Annotated in this window: 24 protein-coding genes; 13 read left to right on the top strand and 11 right to left on the bottom strand. The window is 64.8% G+C overall.

The window, feature by feature from the left end:
• Position 1: 1 nt before the first annotated feature.
• The 3 genes from ACIBI6_RS32895 to ACIBI6_RS32885 all read left to right on the top strand — a co-directional run bounded on the left by ACIBI6_RS32895 (position 2) and on the right by ACIBI6_RS32885 (position 3,663).
• Entirely contained in the window at positions 2–1,225 is a 1,224-nt protein-coding gene (locus ACIBI6_RS32895; RefSeq protein WP_364351816.1) for an aminotransferase class III-fold pyridoxal phosphate-dependent enzyme, read from the top strand.
• A gap of 231 nt (positions 1,226–1,456) precedes the next feature.
• Complete coding sequence (locus ACIBI6_RS32890) at positions 1,457–2,089, top strand: TetR/AcrR family transcriptional regulator (protein ID WP_396958845.1); 633 nt, start codon at positions 1,457–1,459, stop codon at positions 2,087–2,089.
• Positions 2,086–3,663 (top strand): MDR family MFS transporter, encoded by a 1,578-nt coding sequence (locus ACIBI6_RS32885; RefSeq protein WP_364351872.1) that lies wholly within the window; start codon positions 2,086–2,088, stop codon positions 3,661–3,663. Before ACIBI6_RS32890 ends, ACIBI6_RS32885 begins: the two co-directional genes overlap by 4 nt.
• Before the next feature lie 87 nt (positions 3,664–3,750).
• Here ACIBI6_RS32885 and ACIBI6_RS32880 read toward each other — a convergent pair whose 3' ends face one another.
• A complete protein-coding gene (locus ACIBI6_RS32880) occupies positions 3,751–4,242 on the bottom strand; it encodes a L,D-transpeptidase (RefSeq protein ID WP_364351875.1) in 492 nt (163 codons plus the stop codon).
• Positions 4,243–4,555: 313 nt separating this feature from the next.
• Between ACIBI6_RS32880 and ACIBI6_RS32875 the strand changes: the two genes are divergently transcribed.
• From ACIBI6_RS32875 to ACIBI6_RS32865, 3 genes are read left to right on the top strand one after another with little or no spacing between them, the layout of a single operon-like run.
• Positions 4,556–4,879 (top strand): hypothetical protein, encoded by a 324-nt coding sequence (locus tag ACIBI6_RS32875; protein ID WP_364351878.1) that lies wholly within the window; start codon positions 4,556–4,558, stop codon positions 4,877–4,879.
• Entirely contained in the window at positions 4,876–6,165 is a 1,290-nt protein-coding gene (locus tag ACIBI6_RS32870; protein WP_364351881.1) for a hypothetical protein, read from the top strand. The genes ACIBI6_RS32875 and ACIBI6_RS32870 overlap by 4 nt, the downstream gene beginning before the upstream one ends.
• Entirely contained in the window at positions 6,152–7,141 is a 990-nt protein-coding gene (locus ACIBI6_RS32865; protein ID WP_396958844.1) for a hypothetical protein, read from the top strand. Before ACIBI6_RS32870 ends, ACIBI6_RS32865 begins: the two co-directional genes overlap by 14 nt.
• A gap of 141 nt (positions 7,142–7,282) precedes the next feature.
• Here the strand turns inward: ACIBI6_RS32865 and ACIBI6_RS32860 are convergent, their stop codons facing one another.
• The gene (locus ACIBI6_RS32860) at positions 7,283–7,792 is read right to left on the bottom strand and encodes a GNAT family N-acetyltransferase (RefSeq protein WP_396958843.1); all 510 of its coding nucleotides are present in this window, start codon (positions 7,790–7,792) and stop codon (positions 7,283–7,285) included.
• Between the two features lie 317 nt (positions 7,793–8,109).
• Between ACIBI6_RS32860 and ACIBI6_RS32855 the strand changes: the two genes are divergently transcribed.
• Both ACIBI6_RS32855 and ACIBI6_RS32850 read left to right on the top strand, forming a co-directional pair.
• Positions 8,110–9,753 carry an acyl-CoA synthetase gene (locus ACIBI6_RS32855; RefSeq protein WP_364351890.1) on the top strand — a complete coding sequence of 548 codons (1,644 nt, stop codon included), beginning with the start codon at positions 8,110–8,112 and terminating at the stop codon, positions 9,751–9,753.
• A 334-nt stretch (positions 9,754–10,087) separates the two neighbouring features.
• Positions 10,088–10,777: a DUF5134 domain-containing protein gene (locus tag ACIBI6_RS32850; RefSeq protein ID WP_396958842.1), complete on the top strand. Its 690-nt coding sequence runs from the start codon at positions 10,088–10,090 to the stop codon at positions 10,775–10,777.
• A 123-nt stretch (positions 10,778–10,900) separates the two neighbouring features.
• On the opposite strand, the gene ACIBI6_RS32845 is transcribed toward ACIBI6_RS32850, so the two are convergent.
• Complete coding sequence (locus ACIBI6_RS32845) at positions 10,901–11,602, bottom strand: PhzF family phenazine biosynthesis protein (RefSeq protein WP_396958841.1); 702 nt, start codon at positions 11,600–11,602, stop codon at positions 10,901–10,903.
• A 33-nt stretch (positions 11,603–11,635) separates the two neighbouring features.
• On the opposite strand from ACIBI6_RS32845, the gene ACIBI6_RS32840 reads away from it, so the two are divergent.
• Positions 11,636–12,025 (top strand): hypothetical protein, encoded by a 390-nt coding sequence (locus ACIBI6_RS32840; RefSeq protein WP_396958840.1) that lies wholly within the window; start codon positions 11,636–11,638, stop codon positions 12,023–12,025.
• Here ACIBI6_RS32840 and ACIBI6_RS32835 read toward each other — a convergent pair.
• The 3 genes from ACIBI6_RS32835 to ACIBI6_RS32825 form a co-directional block, all read right to left on the bottom strand.
• On the bottom strand, positions 11,974–12,702 hold the full coding sequence (locus tag ACIBI6_RS32835) for a diguanylate cyclase domain-containing protein (protein WP_396958839.1): 729 nt from the start codon (positions 12,700–12,702) through the stop codon (positions 11,974–11,976). The genes ACIBI6_RS32840 and ACIBI6_RS32835 overlap by 52 nt on opposite strands.
• Before the next feature lie 249 nt (positions 12,703–12,951).
• Positions 12,952–13,725, bottom strand: a complete 774-nt coding sequence (locus tag ACIBI6_RS32830; RefSeq protein WP_396958838.1) for an alpha/beta hydrolase family protein — start codon at positions 13,723–13,725, stop codon at positions 12,952–12,954.
• A 3-nt stretch (positions 13,726–13,728) separates the two neighbouring features.
• Positions 13,729–14,010 (bottom strand): YggT family protein, encoded by a 282-nt coding sequence (locus tag ACIBI6_RS32825; protein WP_396958837.1) that lies wholly within the window; start codon positions 14,008–14,010, stop codon positions 13,729–13,731.
• 110 nt (positions 14,011–14,120) lie between these two features.
• On the opposite strand from ACIBI6_RS32825, the gene ACIBI6_RS32820 reads away from it, so the two are divergent.
• Complete coding sequence (locus ACIBI6_RS32820; protein ID WP_396958836.1) at positions 14,121–14,912, top strand: transporter substrate-binding domain-containing protein; 792 nt, start codon at positions 14,121–14,123, stop codon at positions 14,910–14,912.
• Between the two features lie 275 nt (positions 14,913–15,187).
• Here the strand turns inward: ACIBI6_RS32820 and ACIBI6_RS32815 are convergent, their stop codons facing one another.
• Together ACIBI6_RS32815 and ACIBI6_RS32810 are read right to left on the bottom strand one after the other, a co-directional pair.
• Positions 15,188–15,781, bottom strand: a complete 594-nt coding sequence (locus ACIBI6_RS32815; RefSeq protein ID WP_396958835.1) for an IPT/TIG domain-containing protein — start codon at positions 15,779–15,781, stop codon at positions 15,188–15,190.
• 375 nt (positions 15,782–16,156) lie between these two features.
• Positions 16,157–16,738, bottom strand: a complete 582-nt coding sequence (locus ACIBI6_RS32810; RefSeq protein WP_396958834.1) for a DNA-directed RNA polymerase subunit beta — start codon at positions 16,736–16,738, stop codon at positions 16,157–16,159.
• A 317-nt stretch (positions 16,739–17,055) separates the two neighbouring features.
• Here ACIBI6_RS32810 and ACIBI6_RS32805 point away from each other — a divergent pair, with 317 nt between their 5' ends.
• The 3 genes from ACIBI6_RS32805 to ACIBI6_RS32795 all read left to right on the top strand — a co-directional run bounded on the left by ACIBI6_RS32805 (position 17,056) and on the right by ACIBI6_RS32795 (position 18,405).
• Positions 17,056–17,934 (top strand): helix-turn-helix domain-containing protein, encoded by an 879-nt coding sequence (locus ACIBI6_RS32805; protein WP_396958833.1) that lies wholly within the window; start codon positions 17,056–17,058, stop codon positions 17,932–17,934.
• On the top strand, positions 17,931–18,137 hold the full coding sequence (locus ACIBI6_RS32800) for a DUF397 domain-containing protein (RefSeq protein ID WP_396958832.1): 207 nt from the start codon (positions 17,931–17,933) through the stop codon (positions 18,135–18,137). The genes ACIBI6_RS32805 and ACIBI6_RS32800 overlap by 4 nt, the downstream gene beginning before the upstream one ends.
• A gap of 61 nt (positions 18,138–18,198) precedes the next feature.
• Positions 18,199–18,405 carry a DUF397 domain-containing protein gene (locus tag ACIBI6_RS32795; RefSeq protein WP_396958831.1) on the top strand — a complete coding sequence of 69 codons (207 nt, stop codon included), beginning with the start codon at positions 18,199–18,201 and terminating at the stop codon, positions 18,403–18,405.
• Between the two features lie 169 nt (positions 18,406–18,574).
• On the opposite strand, the gene ACIBI6_RS32790 is transcribed toward ACIBI6_RS32795, so the two are convergent.
• From ACIBI6_RS32790 to ACIBI6_RS32780, 3 genes are all read right to left on the bottom strand, one after another.
• Positions 18,575–19,318, bottom strand: a complete 744-nt coding sequence (locus tag ACIBI6_RS32790; protein ID WP_396958830.1) for a TetR/AcrR family transcriptional regulator — start codon at positions 19,316–19,318, stop codon at positions 18,575–18,577.
• Positions 19,319–19,854: 536 nt separating this feature from the next.
• A complete protein-coding gene (locus ACIBI6_RS32785) occupies positions 19,855–21,078 on the bottom strand; it encodes an oxygenase MpaB family protein (protein WP_396958829.1) in 1,224 nt (407 codons plus the stop codon).
• A gap of 484 nt (positions 21,079–21,562) precedes the next feature.
• Entirely contained in the window at positions 21,563–23,290 is a 1,728-nt protein-coding gene (locus tag ACIBI6_RS32780) for a DUF3556 domain-containing protein (RefSeq protein ID WP_396958828.1), read from the bottom strand.
• Between the last annotated feature and the right edge of the window lie 351 nt (positions 23,291–23,641).

The following is a 23,641-nucleotide window of genomic DNA, read 5'->3' as shown; positions in this document are numbered from 1 at the left end:
TATGGGTGCGCTATGGCACGGGTTCGCCGATATGGGTGCCGTGGAACGCGACGGCGCGTTCGTCGTGGCGCGCGGTGAGGGTGCCTACATCTACGACCAGGCGGGTACCAGGTATCTGGACGCGACGGCCGGGCTGTGGTTCACCAATGTCGGGCACGGACGCGCCGAGATCGCCGATGCGGTCGCGGCACAGCTGCGCACAGTCGCGCACTATTCGAACTTCGGTGATTTCGCCGAGCCCGCCACCCAGGAGTTGGCGGAGAAGTTGGCGAGCATCGCACCGGTGCCGGGCAGCAAGATCTTCTTCACCTCCGGCGGCTCGGATTCGGTGGATACCGCGGCCAAGCTCGCCCGCCGCTACTGGCACGAGCTCGGGCAGCCGGATAAGACCATCGTGGTCGGAAGGCAGCGCGCGTATCACGGAATGCATGTCGCGGGAACGGCTTTGGCGGGGATTCCGGTCAACCGCGAGGGCTATGGCGAGCTGATGGCCGATGCCCGCACCGTCGGATGGGACGATGCGAAGGCGCTGCTCGCGCTCATCGAGGAGATCGGCGCGGAGCGTGTCGCCGCCTTCTTCTGCGAACCCATAATCGGCGCGGGCGGAATCTACTTGCCGCCGGACGGTTACCTCACCGAGGTGCGCCGCATCTGCCGCGACCACGACATCCTCTTCGTCGTCGACGAGGTCGTCACCGGTTTCGGGCGCATCGGCGGATCCTGGTTCGCCGCAAGCCGTTTCGAGCTCGAACCCGACCTCATGACCACCGCCAAGGGACTCACCTCCGGCTATATCCCCATGGGTGCGGTCTTCATCGCCCCGCATATCGCCGACCCCTTCTTCCGCGGCGGCGTCTGGTGGCGCCACGGCTACACCTACGGCGGCCACGCCGGCGCCGCCGCCGCAGCGCTCGCCAACCTCGCCATCATCGAACGTGAAAACCTCCTCACCGAAGCGAAGCGCCTGGAATCCACCCTCCACGAAAAGCTCGCGCCCCTCGCGGATCACCCCCGCGTCGCCGAGGTCCGCAGCGGCCTCGGCGCTGTGGCCGCGATCCAACTGGCCGATCCCGCCGAAGGTCTCCCGCTGGTCAAAACGCTACGAGCCCACGGTATTTCGGGACGTGCAGCAGGTCAGGGCGCGATGCAGATCTCCCCGTCCTTCGTCATGACCGACGCCCAAGTCGACGAACTCGTCGAAGGCTTCACTCGCGCCCTGGGTTGAACCCCGCGCCTGGGCGCATGATCACCATGAGCTGATGGTGTGGTCTCTCGGCGGATGCCGCCAAAACGCATGGTGCCCAAAACGCATGGTGATCGCATGACCGGTTGTGCTCGCATACTCGGGCAAGGCTGGAGGTCGACAAGCCCGGCGAGTACGGAAAGACCGATGGAGCGGCTCGCCACACAAACTTGCAGTTTCTGAAAAATTGCAGTTTGTGCTACTTTGTCGGACATGTCCAAGGACGAGCGCCCGATCGGGTTGCGGGAGCAGAAGAAACGCCAGACCGAGCTCGATCTCTGTCTTGCCGCGCGACGGCTTGCGGTCGAGCGCGGACTGGACGCGACGACCGTCGAGGACATCGCCAGAGCGGTCGGGGTCTCGCCCCGCACGTTCTTCAACTACTACGAGACGAAAATGGATGCGGTAGTCGGACCGGTCGGCGAGATCGGTACGCCGGAGTTGCGCGAGCAGTTCATCGCGGGTGGCCCGAGCGGTGTGCTGATGGACGACCTCACTTGGTTGTTCATGCACGGCTTCGAATCCGAAAGCGAGATGCGCGAGGGCATCACGCTGGTTACCGAGATCGTCAAGACCGAGCCGCGGGTGCTCGCGGCCTTCGTCGCCTCGGGCGCTCGCTTGCAGAGCGTGTTCGTAGATCTGCTGTCGGCTCGGCTCGGCAGTGCGGTCTCGCCCGAATTCGCCGGTCTGGCAGCGGGATTCGTGACGAACATCACCACGCGGGCTGCGATGACGACGGTCGGAGATCCGAACGTGTCGCTGGCGGCGGCAGTAAGCGAACACTGTGCGATGGCCGCGCAGCTGTTCGAACAGCATGACGGCAAGAAAGAGAGACGCAAGAGATGACCATCACTGCCGAATCGCCACCGGCGCCGATTGTCCTGACACAGAAGCGGATCTGGCTCATCTTCGGCGCGCTGATCGCGGGGATGTTCCTGGCCAGCCTGGACCAGACCATCGTCGGCACCGCGATGCCGACCATCGTCGGCGATCTGGGCGGCATCTCCCATATGGCTTGGACCGCAACGTCATATCTACTCGCGACCACCATCATGATGCCGATCTACGGCAAATTCGGCGATCTGTTCGGGCGGCGCTGGCCGTTCCTGTTCGCCATCACGATCTTCACAGTGGCCTCCATCGGCGCCGCCGCGTCGACGAGTTTCTGGGAGTTCATCACCTTCCGCGGCCTGCAGGGCGTCGGCGGTGGTGGTCTGATGATTCTGGCGCAGGCCATCATCGCCGATGTGGTGCCCGCCAAGGATCGTGGCAAATATATGGCCCCGATGGGCGCGGTCTTCGGCATCACCTCGGTCGCGGGGCCGCTGCTCGGCGGCTTCTTCGCCGACCATCTCGGCTGGCGCTGGTGCTTCTGGATCAATGTGCCGATCGGAATTGCCGCACTGTTCATCGCCTTCCGCTACTTGAGCATCCCCAGCCACCGGCCCAAGACCCGGCCCGACTATCTCGGTGTGGTGTTGATGTCGGCCGCTACCACGCTGCTTATCCTGATCACCGATTGGGGCGGCAAGCAATATGCTTGGGGCTCAACGGTTATGGTCACCATGATCGCGGCGTTCGTCGTGGTGGTCGCTGCCTTCGTGCTGGTGGAGGCGCGCGCTGAGGAGCCGATGCTGCCGCTGTGGTTGTTCCGCAACCGCACCTTCGTGCTGACCTCCGCGATCGGCTTCGTGGTCGGTCTGGTGATGTTCGCTGCCCTCGCCTTCATCCCGACCTATCTCCAAATGGCAACGGGCGCTTCGGCTTCGGTCTCGGGTCTGCTGCTGATTCCGATGATGGTCGGTCTGATGATCGCGTTGATCGCCTCGATGACGATGATCACCAAAACCGGCCGCTACAAACTCTATCCGCCCCTCGGCGCGGTCCTGATGTTCGCGGACATGCTCTGGTTGACCCGCCTGGACGCGGACACTCCGATGTGGGTCGTCTCCGCCATGCTGTTCGTCATGGGTGCGGGCCTCGGTCTGATCATGCAGATCATCGTGCTAGTCGTCCAGAATGCCGTGGCCCCCGACCAAATCGGCACCGCCACCAGCGCCAACAACTACTTCCGTGAAATGGGCGGCGCACTGGGCGTGGCGATTTTCGGCTCCATCTTCACCAACCGTTTGACCGAGGGCCTCACCGATGTCTTCGTCTCGCACGGCCCCGAAGCCGCTGCCGCGAAGCTGGATCCGGGCGCCCTGGTGCCCTCGGTGGTCAAGCATCTACCGGACGGGCTACACGACGCCATCGTCGGCGCCTACGTGGACGCGTTGGTACCCGGCTTCTGGTACCTGATCCCGGGCGCGGTAATCGCCTTCGTGCTCGCCCTGTTCATTCCCCATATGAAACTCGCGGATGAGGCTGGCATGGTCGCTCGCGGCGAGGCGGTCATGGCCGAAGACGGGGACCGGTAGCTCGTCGGCGAACACTGAGGCAGGCGGGGATATGCGAAGGGTCCGGGCGGAATCCGCCCGGACGCTTTCGCATACGCAAATCCGGTATCAGCGAACGACTTCGACCACGTCACCGGGGTTGAGATAGCGGTAGGTCGCTTCGGCGCCCTCTGGGGTCATGCGGATGCAGCCGTGCGACTGTTCCTCGATGGGCCCGATATGGGTGGCGATATCGCCGTTGAAGAAGACCGCCCACTTCATCGGAGCGTTGTGCATGGTGCTCCAGAAGTCTTCCCGCTTGAAGGCGACCTTGAAGACGCCGGGCGGCGTCTCATATCCGGGCCGACCGTGCGAGATCGGAGTCGGACCGTAGGTGACCTTGCCGTTGTCCATCAGCCAGGCCTCGTTCGTCGACAGCCGCATGCACATACGCGCGGTCTCGCCACACGGTGCGTGAACGGGAGCCGGCGGGATCGGTGGGATGATCGCCGGTGTACCGATATCCGGACCACCGGGCCACAACGGTTCGGCCTGGGCCGTTCCGGCTAGCAGCAGCCCTGCGGAAACGGCACCGATGAGCGCCGCGGATCTGACCGACAACTTTCGAAAACGTCTGCTGTTCTTCACGCTTCTGACCCCTCCAACCGTGCCGGCACCCTGGGCGTGGATCGCCAGGGTGGTGATGGGACCAACTTCGTCGCGACAAGCATAGAACCGGCACGAGGTGAAAGTGATCATTTTCGTTTTCGACCTCGGTGTCTGTGGAACCGGAGCGGCGTCGCATAAGCGATGGATCCGGCGGCATAGACTCCAGCGGAACGAAAGGATCCGCGCGCGCTTTGCCTGGGTCCCAAGTACGCTCGGAGTGTCGAAATGTGACGCGACAGATTGGTTTCCGTATTAAGGGGGAACAGTGGACGCGCTGAAGCTCGACCCGGCGGCGATGGCCGCCTACACCACGATCGCGAATACGGTGTCGCAACAGCTGGCCTCGGCGTCGGCGGTCGCGGGTGGCGCGGTGAATCCCGATCGGCTCGTCGCCGACCTCGGTGAGGTCGGCGCCGGATTCGTGGCCCGGTTCACCGAGAAGGTGAACGAACACGTGCAGGCGCTCTCGACCGCAGGGCAATTGGTCGCCGCCTACGGGCAGGTGCTGCATGATTACAGCGCGGACATGCAGGGTATCGATGTCGATTCCGCGGGCGCTCTCGCCCGGCAAGGAGAGGCGCTGCCATGAGAAGACTGCTTCGACGGCGGCCCGTGAACAACGCCTCCGATACCCCCGCAAGCACACCTGTCGATCCGAATGTGGATCCGCCGATCGTGGCGGCGCTGGTCGAGCCGATGCTGCAATTGCGCGCCTCGCTCGGCAGCGGCGTCGCGACTCCGGACCCGTCCGTGGTCAACGCGCTGTCCGCCGCGTCCACGCAGGCCGCCGACACCGAGGGCCCGCACCGTGCGGGCCTGCACGCCCTCGAATCGACCTGGACCTCCCGCGCCGCCGACGATGCCGTTCCGGCATTGCGCACTACCCAAACGCAGATCGGTGACATCACCGACCGCGGACCCGAGTATCTGTCGGTGCTCGGCGACGCCCATGCCACCAGCGCCCGGGCCGCACAGAAGGTCGACCAGATCATCGCGGCCTTCCGCCGCGACGCCAAGCAGATCTTGAGTACCGCGAGCGCGTCCTCGGATACCGACGCGGTGATCGCGCGGGCGACCCAGGCGTTGCGCGATGCGGTCACCGCGGTGAGCACGGCGCAGTCGGAAATGGACGGCCACACCGCGCGGCTGGATGCGATGGGACCGCTCACGGTCACCACACCGCAGGGTGTCGGCACTACCCAGCAGACGGTCGTGCCGGGTACCACGAACGGCACGACCACCGCGGGCGTGACGACAACGACGCCACTGGATCCGGTGCAGGCGGCCCAACTCCAGTTGCAGCAGTATCTGATCAATGCGGGCGTTTCGGTCGGCACCGCCGCCATCGACGCCGGGGTCAATATCGGCACCCACCTCATCGACAAGATCGCCGAGGTCGGCACGCACGCCATGGATACCGTGGCCGCGTCCGCTGACAAGGCCATCGATAAGGCGATTCCCGAACTAATCCATCCTGGCAGCACCACGAATTCGCCCACTGGCGGTGACAGCGCGAGCAAGCCAACCAATGTCATCGACTTCGGTGGTGGATCGGGGCAGTCGTCCAAGCCCGCGCCGAATATCGGAACCAACTCGGTGATCCCGCCGAGCCTGGACGGCCCGACCGCGACCAAGCCCGCGCCCGCTCCCGCGCCGCAGGCACCGGCCGCGACCGCGGACACCCCGCCGTCGCGCCCGTCCGGGCCGGAACCGACGAATCAGCCCGGCACCACCGGTGGTCTGGCGATGCCGCCGTCGTCGCAGTCCGATGAGGACCGCCGACCGCGCGACGGTCAACTCGGCGTCACCGTGCCGACCGTCTTGGCGACCGTCCCGCCTGCGGTGATCGGCGAATTCGACGATGACGAGCTCTGATTCCGGCTCTTCGAGCCAGAACCAGGGCAATCCGTTCGACATCGGGCTGCCCATGGTCCGGCCCGCCGCTGCGACCCCGAAGCGGCGCCGCCGCCCGAACGCACGCCGCGGTTCGGGCCAGCGCCGGACACCGCTGGCCGATGCGCTCGATCCGCCCGAGCGGCCGCGCCGCCCCCGCCCGGCCGGGGATTGGCAGGAGTGGCTCGAACCTCGACACCCAGCGGCAGCGCCACCGGAGGCGGATCGCAGTCGGCCTCGGACGCGTGCGGTAGAAGCCGAGGCCGAGCTACCGGCCGAGACCAGTTCCGTTGTGCCCACGATCATCGATCGGTCCGGTGGCAATCCCGGTCCGGCACTGCGGCATCCGCCGCGCCGTCGCGATACCCAGCCGACCGGTGGCGGGAACCGAGTCGTCGCGGTGCTGATCGTGCTCGGTGTGGTTTTGGCGGTCGTCTCGGTGCTGATGTTCGTCTTCGGCGGTTCGGGCGAACACAAGCGACCGGCCGCAGCGACGACCCAGGTGGCCGCCCAGGGCGGCACGGCTGGGCGTGCCCAGGCAACTACGGCACCGAGCGACCAACCGTCGGCGATCGCCACCCCGGGCTGCGAACAACGGCGCACCGGTGATGTCATCTCCGGCACCGATCCCGGCGGCACCAGCGATGGGCCATCGGCGATCCTCGCATTCGAACGCGCCTACTATGTGCAGCGTTCCGGATTCGCCGCGCGCGGCGTAGTCGCCAATGACGCGAATGTGCCTGCCGCCGACCAGATCCAGCGCGGGATCAACCAGATACCGAGCGGCACCCTCTACTGCGTGCAGATCACTCGCGCGGGCAGCGATGCGGGGGAGGCGCATTGGGAGGTCCAGCTGACCCAGCAGCGGCCGGGTGAGCAGCCGCAGACCTTCACGCAGATCATCACGACGCGAACGGCGGGCAGTCGCACGCTGATCACCGCGATCGACGCGGCGTGACCGATCCTCCAGGCGTCACCTATCCGCATGACCGCGCGCTGAAGGCCATCGATGTCCGTTGATGCGCGGCATCAGAGGATGCGCGTCATCAATTGACCAACCATGCGCCGAAGGCCGATAACACTCGCCGGGGGTGCGGCGTCAGAGGATGCGCGTCATGAAGACGCTGTGCGGATCCTCGACGTAGTCGGCAAAGGGGGCGCAGATCTCGAAGCCGTGGCGGGCGTAGAGCCGCTGCGCGGGGGCAAAGTAGTCGCAGGCTCCGGTCTCCAGGCTGAGGCGCTGGTAGTCGCGTGCGCGGGCCTCGGCGATCAGGTGGTTGAGCAGGGCCGAGGCGATGCCGCGGCCGGTGCGATCGGTGGCGGTGCGCATCGACTTGATCTCGCCATGGGTGGCGTCGAGTTGTTTGAGTGCGCCGCAACCAGCTAGTTCGTCGTCCTCCCAGGCGCTCCAGAAGGTGACGTTCGGTCCACGGAGCGCGTTTAGATCCAGGGCGTGCACGCTGTCTTCGGGCGAGTTGTCGTACATCTCGGCCAGATGCTGGGTGAGCAGGGCAGCGACCTCGGGACCGGACAGATCATCGAGGACGATCCGCAGCGCGGTGGCTGGTGCGGTCGGGCTCGGAAGATGTTCGCCGATATCGCTGGACATTCGTCCATCATGGATCGTGGCTGCTGGGCACTGCTGTCTGGGTCGGTACTCGACGAACCCGCCGATGACGCTTTACTGTGAGGGCACTCGCCCTCACCTAGGTGGACAACGATGCCGTTATTCGAGAAGTTCGCACCGCGCACGGATAGTGCGCTGATCGAGCCGTCTGCCGCAACCGCCGGTCGAGCAGAGCGCGCCGTGCTGACCGTCAGCGCGTCCAGCCCAATGGGCTGTACCGCCGCAGTGACCGAATCGGCTGCGGCCGAAGGGATTCGGGTCGACGAGCGATTATGCGAGATTGGCGTCAGGATCGAATCATGAAGTTTGCGAACAAGGTCGGGGCGCTGGCCACGGCTGCGGCGCGTCGGGCCGCCGATGAGACCTATTACGCCGCCCTGACCGTGCGTGCCGGACTCGCGACCCCTGAACGCCCGGATCGACTCGCCCTCATGGGTGCCGCGGTGCTGCGCTCCGGACTGCTCGGCGGGCTGACAACCGTTGCCGCCCTGCGCTATCGCGACCGCACCGCCATCCTCGATGAACTCGGCCGCGTCAGCTTCCGGGAACTCGATGAGCGCAGCACCGCGCTCGCGAATGCCTGGCGGGCGCGCGGACTGCGCGACGGCGAGGGTGTGGCGATCCTGGCGCGCAACCACCGCGGCTTCCATTACGCGGTCTTCGCCGCCGCGAAATGCGGTGCGCGAATCATCCTGCTCAATACCGATTTCGCGGCACCGCAACTGCGCGAGGTGGTGACCCGCGAGGGCGCCGATCTGCTGATCTTCGACGACGAATACGCAAGTATGCTCGGTGACTTCACACCGCGCCGCGGCCGCTACCGTGCCTGGGCCGATAAACCGGGCGTCGACACCATCGACAATCTCATCGCGGGCGCGGCGCGCACACCACCGCGCAAGCCGCGTACCCCCGCCCGCATCATCCTGCTTACCAGCGGGACCACCGGCACCCCGAAAGGTGCGCCACGCGGCAGCGAGCCGACCTCACTCGCACCGCTGGGCGCCATTCTCGGCAAGGTGCCCTTCCGCGCCCGTGAAATCACCGAATGCCCTGCGCCGCTGTTCCATACGCTCGGCTTCGCGCACGCCGTCCTCGCCATCGGCTTCGGATCCACGCTGGTGATCCGGCGGCGCTTCGATGCCCAGGCGGTGCTGGACAGTCTGGACCGGCACGGGGCGACGGCCATGATCGCGGTGCCGGCAATGCTGCGACGTCTCGTCGATGCCGGACCGAAAGCCTTTGCCGGACGTGATCTTTCGCGGTTGCGGATTATCTTCGTCGCGGGCTCGCAGCTCGGTGCGGACCTGTGCATCCGAGTGACCGAGGCATTCGGGCCGGTGGTGTACAACGTGTACGGGTCCACCGAGGTGGCCTACGCGACCATTGCCACGCCAGCTGATCTGGCGGTCGAGCCGGGCTGTGTCGGCTCTCCGGTGCCCAGCACCACGGTGAAGATCTTCGACGACAACGACCGGGAGGTAACCCCCGGCACTACCGGACGCATCTTCGTCGGCAACAACTACCAATTCGAGGGCTACACCGGCGGTGGTGACAAGGCGCGCATCGGACGATTGATGTCCACCGGCGATGTCGGCCATTTCGACAGTGCCGGCAGACTTTTCATCGACGGACGCGATGACGACATGATCGTCTCCGGCGGTGAGAATGTCTTTCCGGGCGAGGTGGAGGAATTGCTCGCCGCGCATCCGGCAGTGGCGGAGGTCAGCGCATTCGGGGTGCAGGACGATCGTTACGGTCAGCGCCTGCGTGTGGTAGTGGTTGTCCGCGAAGGGCATTCGCTCACTGCAGACGAGGTGCGCGAGCACGTGAAGACGCATCTCGCCCGCTTCAAGGTCCCGCGCGATGTGCTGTTCGTCGACGAACTCCCGCGCAACCCCACCGGAAAGGTGCTCAAACGGGTCCTGCGAGAGCTCCCGGCCTGACGATTCACGTGCTGCCGAGCATCCGCCGCTTCGCCCGCGCCGCCACCGATCGCCTCCGTCCCACAGTCGCCTGCTGACCCCGGATTCGATGGCCGCTAAGCCATTTCAGCGTGGGCGATCGAGATCAGGTGGAGCTGGTGGTGAGGGCTTCTCGTGTTCGCCGCCATGGATTCCAGGTGATCACCGCCTCCATCGAGTGCCTTTTGGATTACAGACTGTTGGTCGGGCTCGTCCCGTTGTGGGAGTGTGCGCCTGAGAAAGGGTGCGGCTGTGGGGTGTTGGTGGGGAAAGGGCGGCGGATGGGACGTCAGGGTGCGAGCATGGAGGGGAGAAATTGGGTCGGGAGGTGGGTGTGGTGGAGTTCGCGCAGGAGTATGGCGCCTTGCGGTGGTCGGTGGTGGTGGCGTTTCTTTTCGCGGCCACGGTGGTGCTCGGGCGGCTGACGGCACGGGATGGCGTCGGTAGGGCCGAACCTGTTCGCCTCGAAGCAGATTTGCCCGGCGCGGCGGCATGTCACGAGTCCGATGCAGCCCATCTGATCATGTGCATGGTCATGCTTGCGATGCTGGTCTTTCCGATGACAGCGGATCCGGTCGTGCTGCGCGGTGTGCTGATCGCGCTCATCATCGTATTCGCGGCCTTGTTGGTAGATCGAATTGTGCAGTGGCGCAATATGACTCGCGCGCTGCCCGATGATCGAATCATCGCCATCGGATATCACATCGCCGTCGCGGCCGCCATGCTGTACTCGATCGCGGGACACGATGGGGGTATGCACGTCAACGGGCCATCCCCTGGACCAGCGCTGACACTGGCCGCGCTGTTCACCGCCGATGCGCTCGCCCTGATCGTCGCGGCGACTACCGGTCGTTGCCAGCGCTGGCTCGGCCACCCGATCGGCATCCGAACCGACTCGCAGCAGTCGGCTTCTTTCATCGGCCGTGCACTGACAACGGCACTTGTACCCCACATCGTCATGGACCTGGGAACGGCCTACATGCTCGTCGCCGCGGTCTCCGGATAAACCCCGGCGTCTTTGTCCGATCAGGCCGGGATAGATCGCCCCACCCGCAGTCCGAAGAGCTCGCGCGGTGTCCCAGTCGATGTCCTGGTCGGCAGCCCGAATCTATCGTCGGATACTCGCGGTCTAGAGGTGGACGACCGAGTCGGCGACGACGCGGCCGCCGAGTCGGACCCAACCGTCGGAGTCCCATTCGGTGAAGATCTGTGAGCCCTTGCCCTGGGTGATGATCAGGCTGCGGCGCAGCAGGGCGGTGAGGGCGACGGCGGCGGCTCCGGTGGCTTCGTCCTCGGGGACGCCCATGGCCGGGGCGAACATGCGGGAGCGCAGGGCGCCGCGGTGCTCGTCGGTCCAGGTCCAGAGGTAATGCGAGCCGGTGGTGAAATCGTCGGGGCGCAGATTCGCCAGCGCGTCGAGATCATCGAGCTGGTGGAAGGCGAATTCCGGGGCCCATTCGCCGCGTGCCTTGATCCAGACGAGGCCGTCGGTGAGTTCGACCGCGACCGGACCCGCCGCCACCTGCAGAATCCGCACCGGCTGGCCCCGCTCGGCGAACCACCACGCGGTACCCACCGACGGATGCCCGGCGAAGGGTAGCTCCACCGCGGGGGTGTAGATCCGCACCTTGGCGATCTCGTCCACGGGGTCCTCGACAAAAACGGTCTCGCTGTATCCCGCCTTCGCCGCCAGCGCCTGGTGGTCGACCTCGGCGACATCGGCGGCGCGAGCGATGCCGAGTTCGTTGCCGCCCCGTCCGGTCGGGTCCGTGAAAACGCGCACGACCTCGACCCGCGTACCGATGGCCTCTGGTTCACCCTGTGTGCCCATGTTCGCGAGCCTACCGGCCGTCGAAGAGGGTTCATGCGCTGGCGCGGAATTTTCCGCCTGGCACGAACCCACATCCGACATGCCGATTTGCCCGTTATGTCTGTCTCGGAACTGCTGTCAATGCGGGCCGCGGAGCCACGCGAGATCACGCAGGATCTCCGAAATGGTGACAGGGCTGAGGTCGGCGAAGGTGGAGCCATTGTTGCCCGCAAGCGCGGCATATCTGAGCTCGTGCACGGGAGCGACCGATTCGAACGGCTCCATGCCCGGATCGATCCCGATGCTGAAAACCCGGTCGTCCGGAAGCCGTTTGTCGAAGGTATCGATGCGACCGTCATCGCCGCGTTCGGGTGGATTCCAGCCGCGGTCGGTCAGGCCGTGGATACGACGAATTCGTCGCCGCCCATACGCGCCACCAATTGACCGGATCGGGTGCACGCACGGAGGCGGGCTGCGACCTGGATGAGCAGTTGATCGCCGAATGCGTGTCCGAAGGTATCGTTGACGAGTTTGAAATGGTCGAGGTCGAGATAGCAGAGGCCGAAGTCGGCACTCGGATCGGCGAAGGCGGCGGCGAGTGCGTCGATGAATTTGGTCCGATTCGGCAGGCCGGTGAGGTGATCGTGGTGGGCGCGATATCGCAGCCGCGCCTCACTCGCACGCAACTGTTCGGCGACCGCGCGTCGGGCGGCGATTTCGGCGGCGCGGACGCTTTCCTGTTCGGCGAGCAGCCATGCCCGGAATGCGCGGATATACCCATTCGTGAAGGCGGCGAGCAAATCGGCGAGCCGCTCCGCCGTTATGGTGCCCGTTTCGGTGAAATGCGCGGTGAGCGCCGCGATGCTGCCCCCGAGCACCTCGTCGCCGACGCAATGCGACCGCGCCAACTCCGCACCCAACTCCACCACTCGATCGGCGGATTCTGTTGGCTGCATTGCGTTTTCGAATTCCATGGCCAGCCGCGTCAGCAGCCCGCGCGCCTCACCAGCACTCATCGGTACCACTTGATCACGCGCCCCACCTGTCAGCGCGGCAGTCCAGCGTCCGGTCAGGTCGCTGCCCGAGCCGTCTGCTGAACCGGGCCCGACTTCCCAACCCATGAGGCCCGATCATACAGCGCATCCGGTGACCGATGATGTTGGGAGACACCGCCGTTCCCGGTGGGGTTCGGGTCACTCGCACGACGCGGAACATGCGCGATCGGGCAATGGATTCGCCGCCGTTCTACGCCATGTGCGTCGGTGCGATGGCCGTCCAGGTGATCGACGGCGACCCGACTCGATGGCACAATTCGTGCGGCTGCGCGTGCTAGGTGACCCGGCTTCGACCCGCAACCGCATCGATTTCGATCACGCGCCGGAGGAGCTCTCGTGGCAGCGATGCAGTGCCTGTACGACGAAAGGCCATGCGGTGGAATCGGGATCGATGAGTTCGAAATGTCCGATGCCGGGCAGTTCGACGAGTTCTGCGCCGGATTTCGGGCAGTACCCGCGCGCCATTTCGATCGGCAGGCGTTGGTCCCGATCGCCGTGTACGACGACGGTCGGGATGTCGACGGCACCGAGCGCCGATGGGTCGGTCGCGGCGTAGCGCACGGGAAACTCCCGCGGCCCGCCGCCGAGTAATTCGGCGACCGCGCCCTGGCCATTGCCGCGGTGGTAGGCATCGACCAGATTCGCCACCGGCGCCAAGGCCACGACACCCACCACTCGCGGGGGACTCGCAGTGTGCCAGGCGCTTTCGCTCGGCAGCCGACGTCGCAGGGAAGCCCACAACGCCAGATGTCCGCCCGCGGAATGTCCGATGTAGAGGATGCGGTCCTGGTCGATGCGGCCCGGCCGTGCGTCTTCGATCAACCTGGGCAGCACATCGAGTGCCCGTGCGACATCGTCGAAGGTCGTCGGCCATCCGCCGCCGTCACCGACCCGACGATATTCTAGATTCGCGACCGTATAGCCCAGTGCGGCCAGCGCCTGCGCTTCCGGCCGGGCATGCGTGCGGTCGAACTCCGCGCGCCAGAATCCGCCGTGCAGCACCACCACGAGCGGTGCCGGACCGTCCGCGGTGGGCAGGTACAGGTCGGCCACCTGGTCGCGGTGTGGGCCGCAGGCGATGGGTTCCATCGCTTACAGGCTGAAGAAGATCTGACGCAGGACCAGGGCGACGATGAACACCACCGTGAACGCCAGGTCGATCGACAGTCCGCCCAGTCGGACCGGCTGCAGGTACCGGCGCACCGGGGCGATCACCGGTTCGGTCGCGCTGTGGCTCAGGTCGCGGGCGCGATTCACCCACTCGGGGTGCCTGCCATCGGCGAGCACCCCGACCCAATCGAGTACCAGCCGGGCGAGGAGCAGCAGGATGAATACCGTCAGGGCTAACCCGAGCAAGGTTCCGATAAGGCTCATGTCGAACTCCTTCGTGGGTGGCCAACATCAGTATCAACGGTCGGCACTGGCTGGGAAGTGTCCCATTCGCCGGGTTCTCAGTCGACTATCAGGTCGGTTAGCCTGTCTCGATGCGCCGACCGCTCCGATACCTGCCGATAGCCGTCCTCTCGACCCTGAGCTGGCTGCTCGCCACCGGGCCCGTCGCGACCGCGCAGGAGGCGTCGCATCTGATCACCGTGCAGCAGTCCGGTGTTCTGCGCGTCTGCACCACCGGCGACTACCCGCCCTATACCCTGCGCGAAGACGATGGCACCTACCGCGGCGTCGACATCACCCTCGCGACCGACCTTGCCGCGACCTTGCGTGTTGTCCCGCAATGGATTCCGACCACCTGGTCCACCCTGACCGACGACTTCCTCGCCCGCTGCGATATCGCCGTCGGCGGCATCTCCGACACCCCGGCCCGCCGCATCGTCGCCGACTTCTCCATCCCAACCTCCATCGACGGCAAGACTCCCGTCGTCCGCCGCTCCGACGCCGCCGACTACGCCACCGTCGACCAGATCAACCGTCCCGAGGTCCGCGTAATCGTCAACCGGGGCGGCACCAATGAGGCCTTCGCCCGCACCAACTTCCCCGCGGCCCAACTGACCATCTGGCCCGATAACCTCACCATCTACGACCAGCTCGAACAGCGCAACGCCGACGTCTTCGTCACCGACTCGGTCGAGGGCCGCTACCGCCAACGCACCCACCCGACCCTCCAGGTCCTCCACCCCGACACCCCTTTCGACTCCGCTCCCAAGGCCTACCTCCTGCCCAAGGGCGACACCCTGTTCAACACCGTGGTCAACACCTGGCTCGAATCCGAAATCCGTACCGGCAGAAGCGATCAGCTGCTGACCGACTGGATCGGCTGATTTGAGCGCGAGCTCCGGTCGTTCGGAATGCACATCCGGGCGTCGAGCCGAGTCGAATGGCGGTTCCGGATAGTCTTGGGCCGTACCGCCATTCGACTCCGGTCGATGGATGCCCCGCCACTTCGAGACAAGACATGGACCTCGGATTTCGTGGCCGATTGTGTGCTGTGGATGGGAAAGGTGCGGGGGTTACGTCGCCGTACAGGCGATTGTCCCCGGCCGACCCAAGCTTTGGGCGGGGACAACGGGCGGATAATTCAGCTGTCCTGCTGAGCTCAAACGGCGACGCCGAATGCGCCTCTGAGACCACCGGCGACCAAGGTGGGGTTCCCGCCACTGATCGGCGCGGACACCACGCTCAGGTTACCGCTGTCGGCGATGTAGAGCCTTCTGCCGGAAACCTTGACATCGGTCGGGCCCGACAGACCGCTCGCAGCCACGCGGCTTTCCTGGCCGCCGTTCGGCGGCACCAGCGGGGTGACCGCGCCACCGGTCGTCGGCACCGACACCACCCGGTTGGCCGCGAATTCCGCGATGTAGAGGGTGTTTTCGACGCGGGCGATACCCATGGGTTGACTCAGGCCGGTCACGACGGGCGTTGCCGTGCCGCCAGCGGCCGGAATCGAATAGACCGTGTCTATGCCATCGCTGACATAGATGAGGCCCTGGGCAGGAGCATCGTAGGTGTAGGGCATCGGGTTGCTCGTGCCGTCCAGCAGTGCGGCGACGGTGACGTTCACGGTGCCGGTCCCCGGCGGGACGATGGCCGTGATCTGGGTATCGGAGTCGATGGTGAAGGTCGTTGCGGTCGTGCCGAAAACCACGGTCAATGGACCGACGTTGGCCAATCCGGAGCCGGCGATCACCACGGAGTTGAAACCCCGCTTCGGGGCCGGAAGAGGGGGTGAGTGAGATGATTTGGGGTGCCATCGTACGCCTTCCTAACGGCGGCAGGATGAGAAATAGTTGTGCTGCAACGGATCTTGTCGCGAGCCCGCTATATCAAGTAACTCTCCAAGGAGGCGCCTCGGCAATGAATCCCCGGTCCGTTTTCGTGCGGTTTCAACCGGGCTGTCCACAAGTCGGAGCCGTCAACGTTTACCTCGACTATTCCGGTGGTCAAGTGACACAGCGCGACACTGTCGACCGGAGCGATCGCCAATTTCTCGGACGTCTGCTCGTGAAAGAGCTCGAGCAGCGCCGCCACCGATGGCGCGATCTCTGTGTTCGGTTGCGGCGCGACCTCATTCATCGAAGATCACTTCGTTGACGTTGCGCGTGTGGTCGGCTCCGCGCCGCGCGGGTCGATACGGCGCTGAGCATGCGCGGATCGCGTCGACCACGAGAAGCCCGGACGGCCGGAATGTGCACCGGGGTGGTTCGATCCAGCGCCGGAACTGCGCGCCCTTGTCGGTCGGTGACGGCAGCGCGACGGTGCCACCGGTTCGCACCACCGACACGTTCATGCGGAACATCTCGGCGAACAGGCGCACGTCGTCTGGGATGTCCGGTCGAACGAGCAGTGTCCACCGGTTCGAGCGTGGATGCGACAGAATCGGGCCGATATCCGAACCGTGTTGTTGCATAAAGGTTCTCACCTCATGGCCGAGCTGGGTAGGCAGGATGAGTGCCCACACGTGCTCGGCCTTCATGACGATCCGCCCGAGGTGCGGCGGGTCGACGGTCGCGGGTAGATCGCACACCCGCCGGTAGAAGTGACAACGAGACAACGGGGTATCGCCAAAAGCTATGTGGTCCATCGGTTCAGGCCCCTTGATCGGGTTGTTCAGTGCGGGCTTGGTCGGGTTGCCACTCGCATAGGGCATTCAGGTACCGCTCGACAACATCAACAGGGAGATCGATTGCGAGTTCTGCAGGCGGGGCGACGGGCGGTGTCCGGTGCGGCAGTTCTGGGTTCGGCATCGTGCCCCCTCGGTACGTCGGCTAGGGTGCGCCCAGCCCTGAAAACTCCTGGAAGGGAGGAGTTATCGCTGCGGGCGCACATCCAGTGCAGCACCACGACCGCACACTTGGAACGTTCCTAGGAGAATTTTCGTCAATGAATCTCCGAGATTCCAACGCGCCGTTCAGACTGGTTCCCAGACGAACGAGAGTTGTTAGCAACCCTTTGGAGCCGAACACTATGACTACTGGTTCGACCCTTCCGCGTCGGATACTTGCCCGCCTGCTGAAGGACAAGCGAGAAGCGGCTGGAATCGGTCCCGACGCTGCCCGTCGGGCGATCGGGGTATCGAAGCAGACATTCTGGCGGATGGAGACCGGGCAACCGACTCGGATAAATCCGTTGTTCATCACGCATCTCGCCCAGATGTATGGGCTTGATGACAAGACGACTGACGTGCTTCTGGGGCTGACCGAGGAATCGCAAGGTAAGGGCTGGTGGCACGCCTACGGGGACACGATCCCGAAGCACTTCGATCTCTACGTCGGCCTCGAAGATGCCGCCAAACGATTCAGCGCCTATCAGGCGACGCTACTTCCGGGGCTACTGCAAACGGCGGAATACCGCCGAGCGGTGATCTGGACCGAGTATCCAGCGATGCCCACCAACGAGGTCGAGCGCCGCATCGAAATCCACACTCGCAGGGTCGAGCGCTTGCGGAGTCGAACCAACCCACTCGAAGTAAACGTCCTGCTGGATGAGTCGGTATTGCGTCGTGTCGCAGGCTCACCGGAAATCATGGCTGCTCAGCTGACACACCTGATAGAGATTGGCCGACTCCCCAACATCTCGGTCCGAGTCGTGCCGCTGGCAGCTGGATTGCACAAAGGCACCAGCACAGGATCTTTCATCCTTCTCGAGTTCCCGCGCCACCCGACCGCGCAGCTCACAGAGCCGCCGGTGGTCTACATCCAAGGAATAACAGGCTGTCTGTACCTAGAGAAAGCGGACGAGGTCGACCAATACCGAGACGCCTATGCTGGGATCCAAGGCGTAGCACTGGATGAGGGCGAAAGCCGTAGGCTCATCCTCGAGATTGCAGAGGAGTTGACCCGGTGAGTGTCGATCTGTCGGGGGCGCAATGGTTCAAGAGCAGCCGGAGTTCGGCTAACCAAGAATGCGTAGAAGTTGCGTTCCTCGGTAGTGGCATGATCGGCGTCCGCGACTCCAAGAATCCGACCGGCGCGGCGCTCGTATTCACTCCCACCGAGTGGGATGCGTTCACCGCTGGTGTGAACGATGGCGAGTTCGAGCGGCCGTAGCGCCGTAGACTGCTCTACTGAGCCGCAGACTCATCCTCCAGATTGCAGAGGAGTATTCCCAGTGAATGTTGACCTGTCCGGCGCTGCGTGGTTCAAGAGCAGCCGAAGCACCGGGTCCAAGGATTGCGTGGAAGTCGCACACCTGGCCGGGGGCATGATCGGCGTCCGTGACTCCAAGAATCCGACCGGCGCGGCGCTCGTATTCACTCCGGCCGAGTGGGATGCGTTCACCGCTGGTGTGAACGATGGCGAGTTCGATCGGCCGTAGCGCCGTAGACTGCTCTATGGGGCGTGCTCGAGCCGCAGCGCCCCAACTCAGAGAGCCCCTCAGCTGCCCTTGGCGCCGAGGGGCTTTCGTGTGGCCGGGGTGTCGAATTTTGTTGTGGGTCAACATGATCAGGTTGGTGGGGTCGTGATGATCGCGCATCGGCGCCGAGTCAACCCCTGGAGACGGCGGTGTCACGGGTAGATCGGTTGTCGCGGTGTTTCGGGGGACCAGTCGGCGCTTCGAGCATGGGGACGAGGAATTGGCGCGCGATCATGGCGAGTTGCTCGTCGTCGTCGAGGTCGACAACCTGGCTCGGGATCGCTAGGAACGAGGCGCAGATGCGGACCATCAGCTCGGCGACCAGGTCGGTGCGCAGGTTCGCGGAGATGGTGCCGGCACGCTGCTCCTGGCGGAGTTGGTTGGCGACGAACTCTCGGACCATGGCCACCGCTCGTCCGCCGTCGCCGATCAGTGAGCTGACGAAATGGTCGGGTTCGGTGGTGATCAGCGCGCCGATCAGCGGGTTGCCGCGCAGGGCGCGCAGGGAACTCACGAAACCGAGCACGACGCGATCGGCGGGGTTGTCGGCGGCGGCGACGTCGACCAGGAACGTGTCGAAGTAGCGCCGGAATTCGCGCAGGATGACATGTTCGACCAGCACGTCCTTGGTGGCGAACCGGCGGTAGACGGTAATGCGTGACACGCCCGCCTGCCGGGCGACGTCCTCCATGGTCGACCGCTGGGTACCCCAACGCCGGAACTGCTCGCCGGCCGCGTCGAGGATGCGCGCGCGGATGCGATCGGTGTCATCGGTCTGTTCGACGGCCTCCAGGTACGCCCGTTCGATCAGTGATTTCCCGGTCTCGGATGGGTTCGCGGGCAGCGCGGATTCCACGGCATCCTCCTGCGGCATCTCATTGCGCGTCAGTCGTCCGACTGCGCCGCCATCGCGCTCCTGCCTGATTGCGTGGCATTTTCCCCATCGTCGATGGTATGCGGGTATGTTAACTGTTTCTTTGCATCGGCGGTTCGCCATGGGGAGTGTCGGTTTCGGTGACCGCGCTGGCCGCTCGGACCAGCGCAAGGCATTGGCGGGGACAGAGTTCGATGGTCTCGATGGCCAGCGCGGGATCGACACCGGCCTCGCGCGGAATGGGATAAACCCAGTGGTGTGGGCGTCGGCCGCCAGGTGTGCGGCGCTCCCGCCGACTGCGGTGGTCCCGCCGACTGCGGCACTCCCGCCGACTGGGGCGCTCCGGCCGACGCGGCGGTTCCGACGACTGGGGCGATCCCGACGACGCGGCGGTTCCGACGGCTGGGGCGGTCCCGCCAACCGCGGCGGTCCCGACGGCGAGTCCGGCCGAGATGTCAAGAACCCGTACGAGGTTCGAGCTGTTCTTCATCGGTCGCTCCTTCGCGGGAGACCACTGCGGCCGGCGTGGCCGGTTGTCAGCGGTTGGTCAGGGGTATTTCGATGCTCAGCGGCATCCGCAGTTCGGCCATGTACCACATGGTGAACTGACGTAGGAACTCGTCGAACATCCAGTACGGAGCATCGGCCCCGGGGGCCACCGACAGCACGCCTTCCCGGACCGCGACGAACGGTCTCCAAGCGACTTCCAGCAGCGGGCTCCAGACCGGTTCCCTGGGGATGACGAGCCAGTCGGCGACCTTGTCGCCCAGAATGAATCGGGTGAACGCGCCGAGGATGCCCCGGCTGAGCAGGGTCAGGTCGAGATCGGCGCCGAGGTTGAGCAGCTGGTTGGCCAGGTCGTTGCCCTCGGCGGTGGGCGCGAGGATGGGGTCGAGCTGCTGTTGGGCCTGCGCGTTGGCCTGCTCCCAGGTCGACGGGATGTATTCGTCAGCGATGCCGAGCAGGTGCGCGGCCAGCTGCCAACTGTGCAGGTATCCTTCGGATTCAGCGGCCGGGATGGGCAGTTTCCATGCGGTGAGGGTCCGCATGATGGTGGTGGCCAGGCTGTGCCAGGTGACCATCAGGTCGTCTTGGCTGATCGGGGTGACACCGGCGGGCCAGTGCGGTGACTGCGGCAGGAGATGCCGCACGGACGCGTGGATGATCCTGGTCTTCACGCAGGTCACGACCATCTCGCCGCCGTCTCCGTAGGCGTTGACCGCGCCGATGTCGTATCCGAATTTCGCGGTCTTGGCGATGCGTTCCTTCAAATGCGATCCGCCGCGTGAGTAGTACACCGCGAGCGCCTCGTGCGGGATGACCGTGGACATCATGCCGCTGGCGAAGGCGTAGAGCACGCCGAGGTACGTTCCACGCTTCTTGTAGAACTGGAAGGAACTGGCCAGCTTGCCCTGGTCGGTCCACGAGGGCAGCTGCCGAGCGTATTCGATGAAGTCGGCCAGTCCTTTCGGCAGGCCAACGGGCAGGGGCTGGTCGTTGTAGATCCAGGTCGCCAGCAGCCTGTTGATCTCGGGCACATCGGCGTGGTCGATGACATCCGCCAGCACCGAATCCGCTTCGGGGTCCCACACTTTCATCGGATCGGCGCCCCCGCCGCTGCCGACCACCGAATCGGCGGGCGACCACTTCCATGGCTCCGCCCTCGCGGTACGGGCGGTCAGCGCCATCGCGCCGACCACGCCCAACAACCCGCCACCTGTCCGCAATGCGTCGCGCCGGCTGAGACGGTGTGCATCCATGCTAGGTCCTCTTCGTCGAGCTGATATAAAGACACAATGGATGTATCTGTGTATCTTCGATGACACCACACCGTGATCGCCATCACAACCAATTCGCAAGGATTTCCATAGATCAGAGCACCGCCATCACACGAGAGCGCTAGCAACAATTGCGGCGCAACATGTTTCGTCATCCTCGACCCTTGGTCGCCAATCACGAGAAAAGGCCCTGACTATGAATCTCTATGTCGTGATCCAGAACCTCCTCAACCGCCTGGACCTCGGATCTGCTGGAAGCAGCGCACCCGTCGCCCTCCCGTTCCTTTCGAGCTATATCAGCGCCTGAAAGTCGTTGTGGACTCGGCATCCCGGCTGGTGAATGGGAAGCTCGGCGGACCCACGAACCACCCGATCAGCCCGCCTCGGCGTCACGGCCACTTGCTGTTCGAGCCGAGGTCGGTTTCGGCTGTACCTCAGCCGCCGCGACGCTGCGGGAATTCTTCGATCAGCCCCGGTTGGTGTGGGTGACGTGCACGGGAACGTCGTCGGCCCACGGTTGGCGGGTGACCATATCGGCGACATTTACTGTGCCGCGCTCGAATTCGCCGGTGGCGGCATCGACCAGGCGATACGACTGGGTCTGTTTGTGGATGGGTTGGGCGTCGAGGAGGACTACGCGGACTTCGCCGGGTTCGAAGTGGCAGCGCTCCTGCATGGCGGTGATGAGTTGTTCGTTGTGCAGGTGGCCGTCGCCGAAATTCCAGCCGAGGGCGGTGCTGCAGATGCGTTCGCCGTCGGTGAGGGTGTACTCGTCCTCATGGCCGGATGGCATCGCTCGGTGCACGAGCGTGAACAGGGCGCGGCCGTGGGTGTTCATGGCGCGGAAGGCATATCCCATGAACATCGGGATCTGGGCGCGGTCCTTGCCGTAGAACCGTTCCAGTTGGGCCTGCGGCGTGCTGGCGATCGCGACGATGCCGCGGCCGATCTTCTCGGCGGCCGATGGCTTGATGCACCACATCGTGGTGTCCCAGTTGCCCGCATAGTAGCGCATGCCTGGTAGGAACGAAATCTGGTGCGGGAAAAGGTTTCCGGCGACCACGATGCCCGCGATGACGAGAATGAGTAGTGCCACGGGCACCGGATATCGCAGATCGCCGAGTCCGAGATCGGCGTGCGCGACGAACAGTGCGAGTACACCGAAGATCATGAAGACGTTCCACTCCAGCGGAACACCCATCGGAATGGCGGTCAGGATCGCCAGGTGGAAACACACCATCACGAATGCGGCCGCCGCCGTCAGCCAGCCTTCGTGAGAGAAGAACAGCACCAATGGAATACACATCTCGATGACGGTGCCGCCGTGCGCGAAGATGCGCGACAGCCGACCCGGCCGCAGATCGTCGGGGAAGTTCTCGAAGAACTTGCGCTTGAGCGACTTGCGCCGGAATACCGGGCTATTGGACATCATCGTGGAAACCACGAACGGAAAGTGCTTGTTCAGCTTCGATGTCGCCGCACCCATCCAGATCACCACGAAGACCAGCTTCGCGGCGACGATCATATCGGCGGCGAAGAGGAAGGTGACGGCGAGCGTGGCATAGACCTCGCCGCGCGCCGCCAGGAATATCACCTTGTCGCGCAACCCGATCAGCGCCAGCAGACCGAGGATCACCGCGATCTGCCACACCGCAAGCATCCCGACCGTCGTATCCAACTCCGGCACTGGACCGGTTCCGTTGGATAGCAACGCGATCGTGGTCATCACCAGCAGCGCCGCGTACAACGCGATATCCACCGATGAGCGGCCGGTCCCCTTGGTCAGCGGAACGACCGCGGGCCACGGTGGCAGCCGAATAGTCTTGGGCCGCAGCCAATACAGAATCGACCCCATCGGCGGATAGAACCTGTTGTTCAGCGGACCGAACCCGCATCCCAGCCCGACCACCTCGAACAACAGCGTGTACAGCACAACCTTTTCGAAGACGATCGGCTCCGACCACCACGCGTCGACGTTCGCGAATCCGTCGATCCCTTTGGTGGACAACGCGAACAGCCAGCCCCCGAGGATATAGAGACAGATCTTGGCGACATAGAACAAATGCAGCGCTACCGGCGTCCCGAATCCCACCTCGGCCCAGTGCCGCGCCATCGGCCGGATTCGCTCACTGCGGGTGCCCTTGCTCCACTCCGCCATATCGACCACGGGCAGGTCGGGTTCGAGAAACCCCATAAAGCACGCTCCGATTCGCCGACACCGGAGCATCAAGCCGAATCACGGACCCCGATGTTCTCCGATACGTTGACAGCTCGACCATTCGCTGTCAATCGTCGCGTCCGACGACCGGATGGTGTCGTTGCCACCCGTCGAGGGGACCACCACGTTGCCAGTCGTGGGACCACCGACAGCTGTGCAGAAGTGAACGGGTTATCGCGCTGGTGACTGGCGGATGCCGCGTGCTCGAACGCCCGCTCAGCGGCATTACCGCGGTGCGCCACGATGCGCATCGTCATATCCCCGGCGCAGCCGGGACAGACTGGAAGGAGGTCTGTGGGTCCACTGACTTACCCGAGGCCGAAAGGG

Source organism: Nocardia sp. NPDC050412 (genome assembly GCF_044458825.1).
Lineage (GTDB): Bacteria > Actinomycetota > Actinomycetes > Mycobacteriales > Mycobacteriaceae > Nocardia.
Note: the sequence above shows the minus strand (reverse complement) of the source record. Positions and strands in the feature narration are given on the sequence as shown.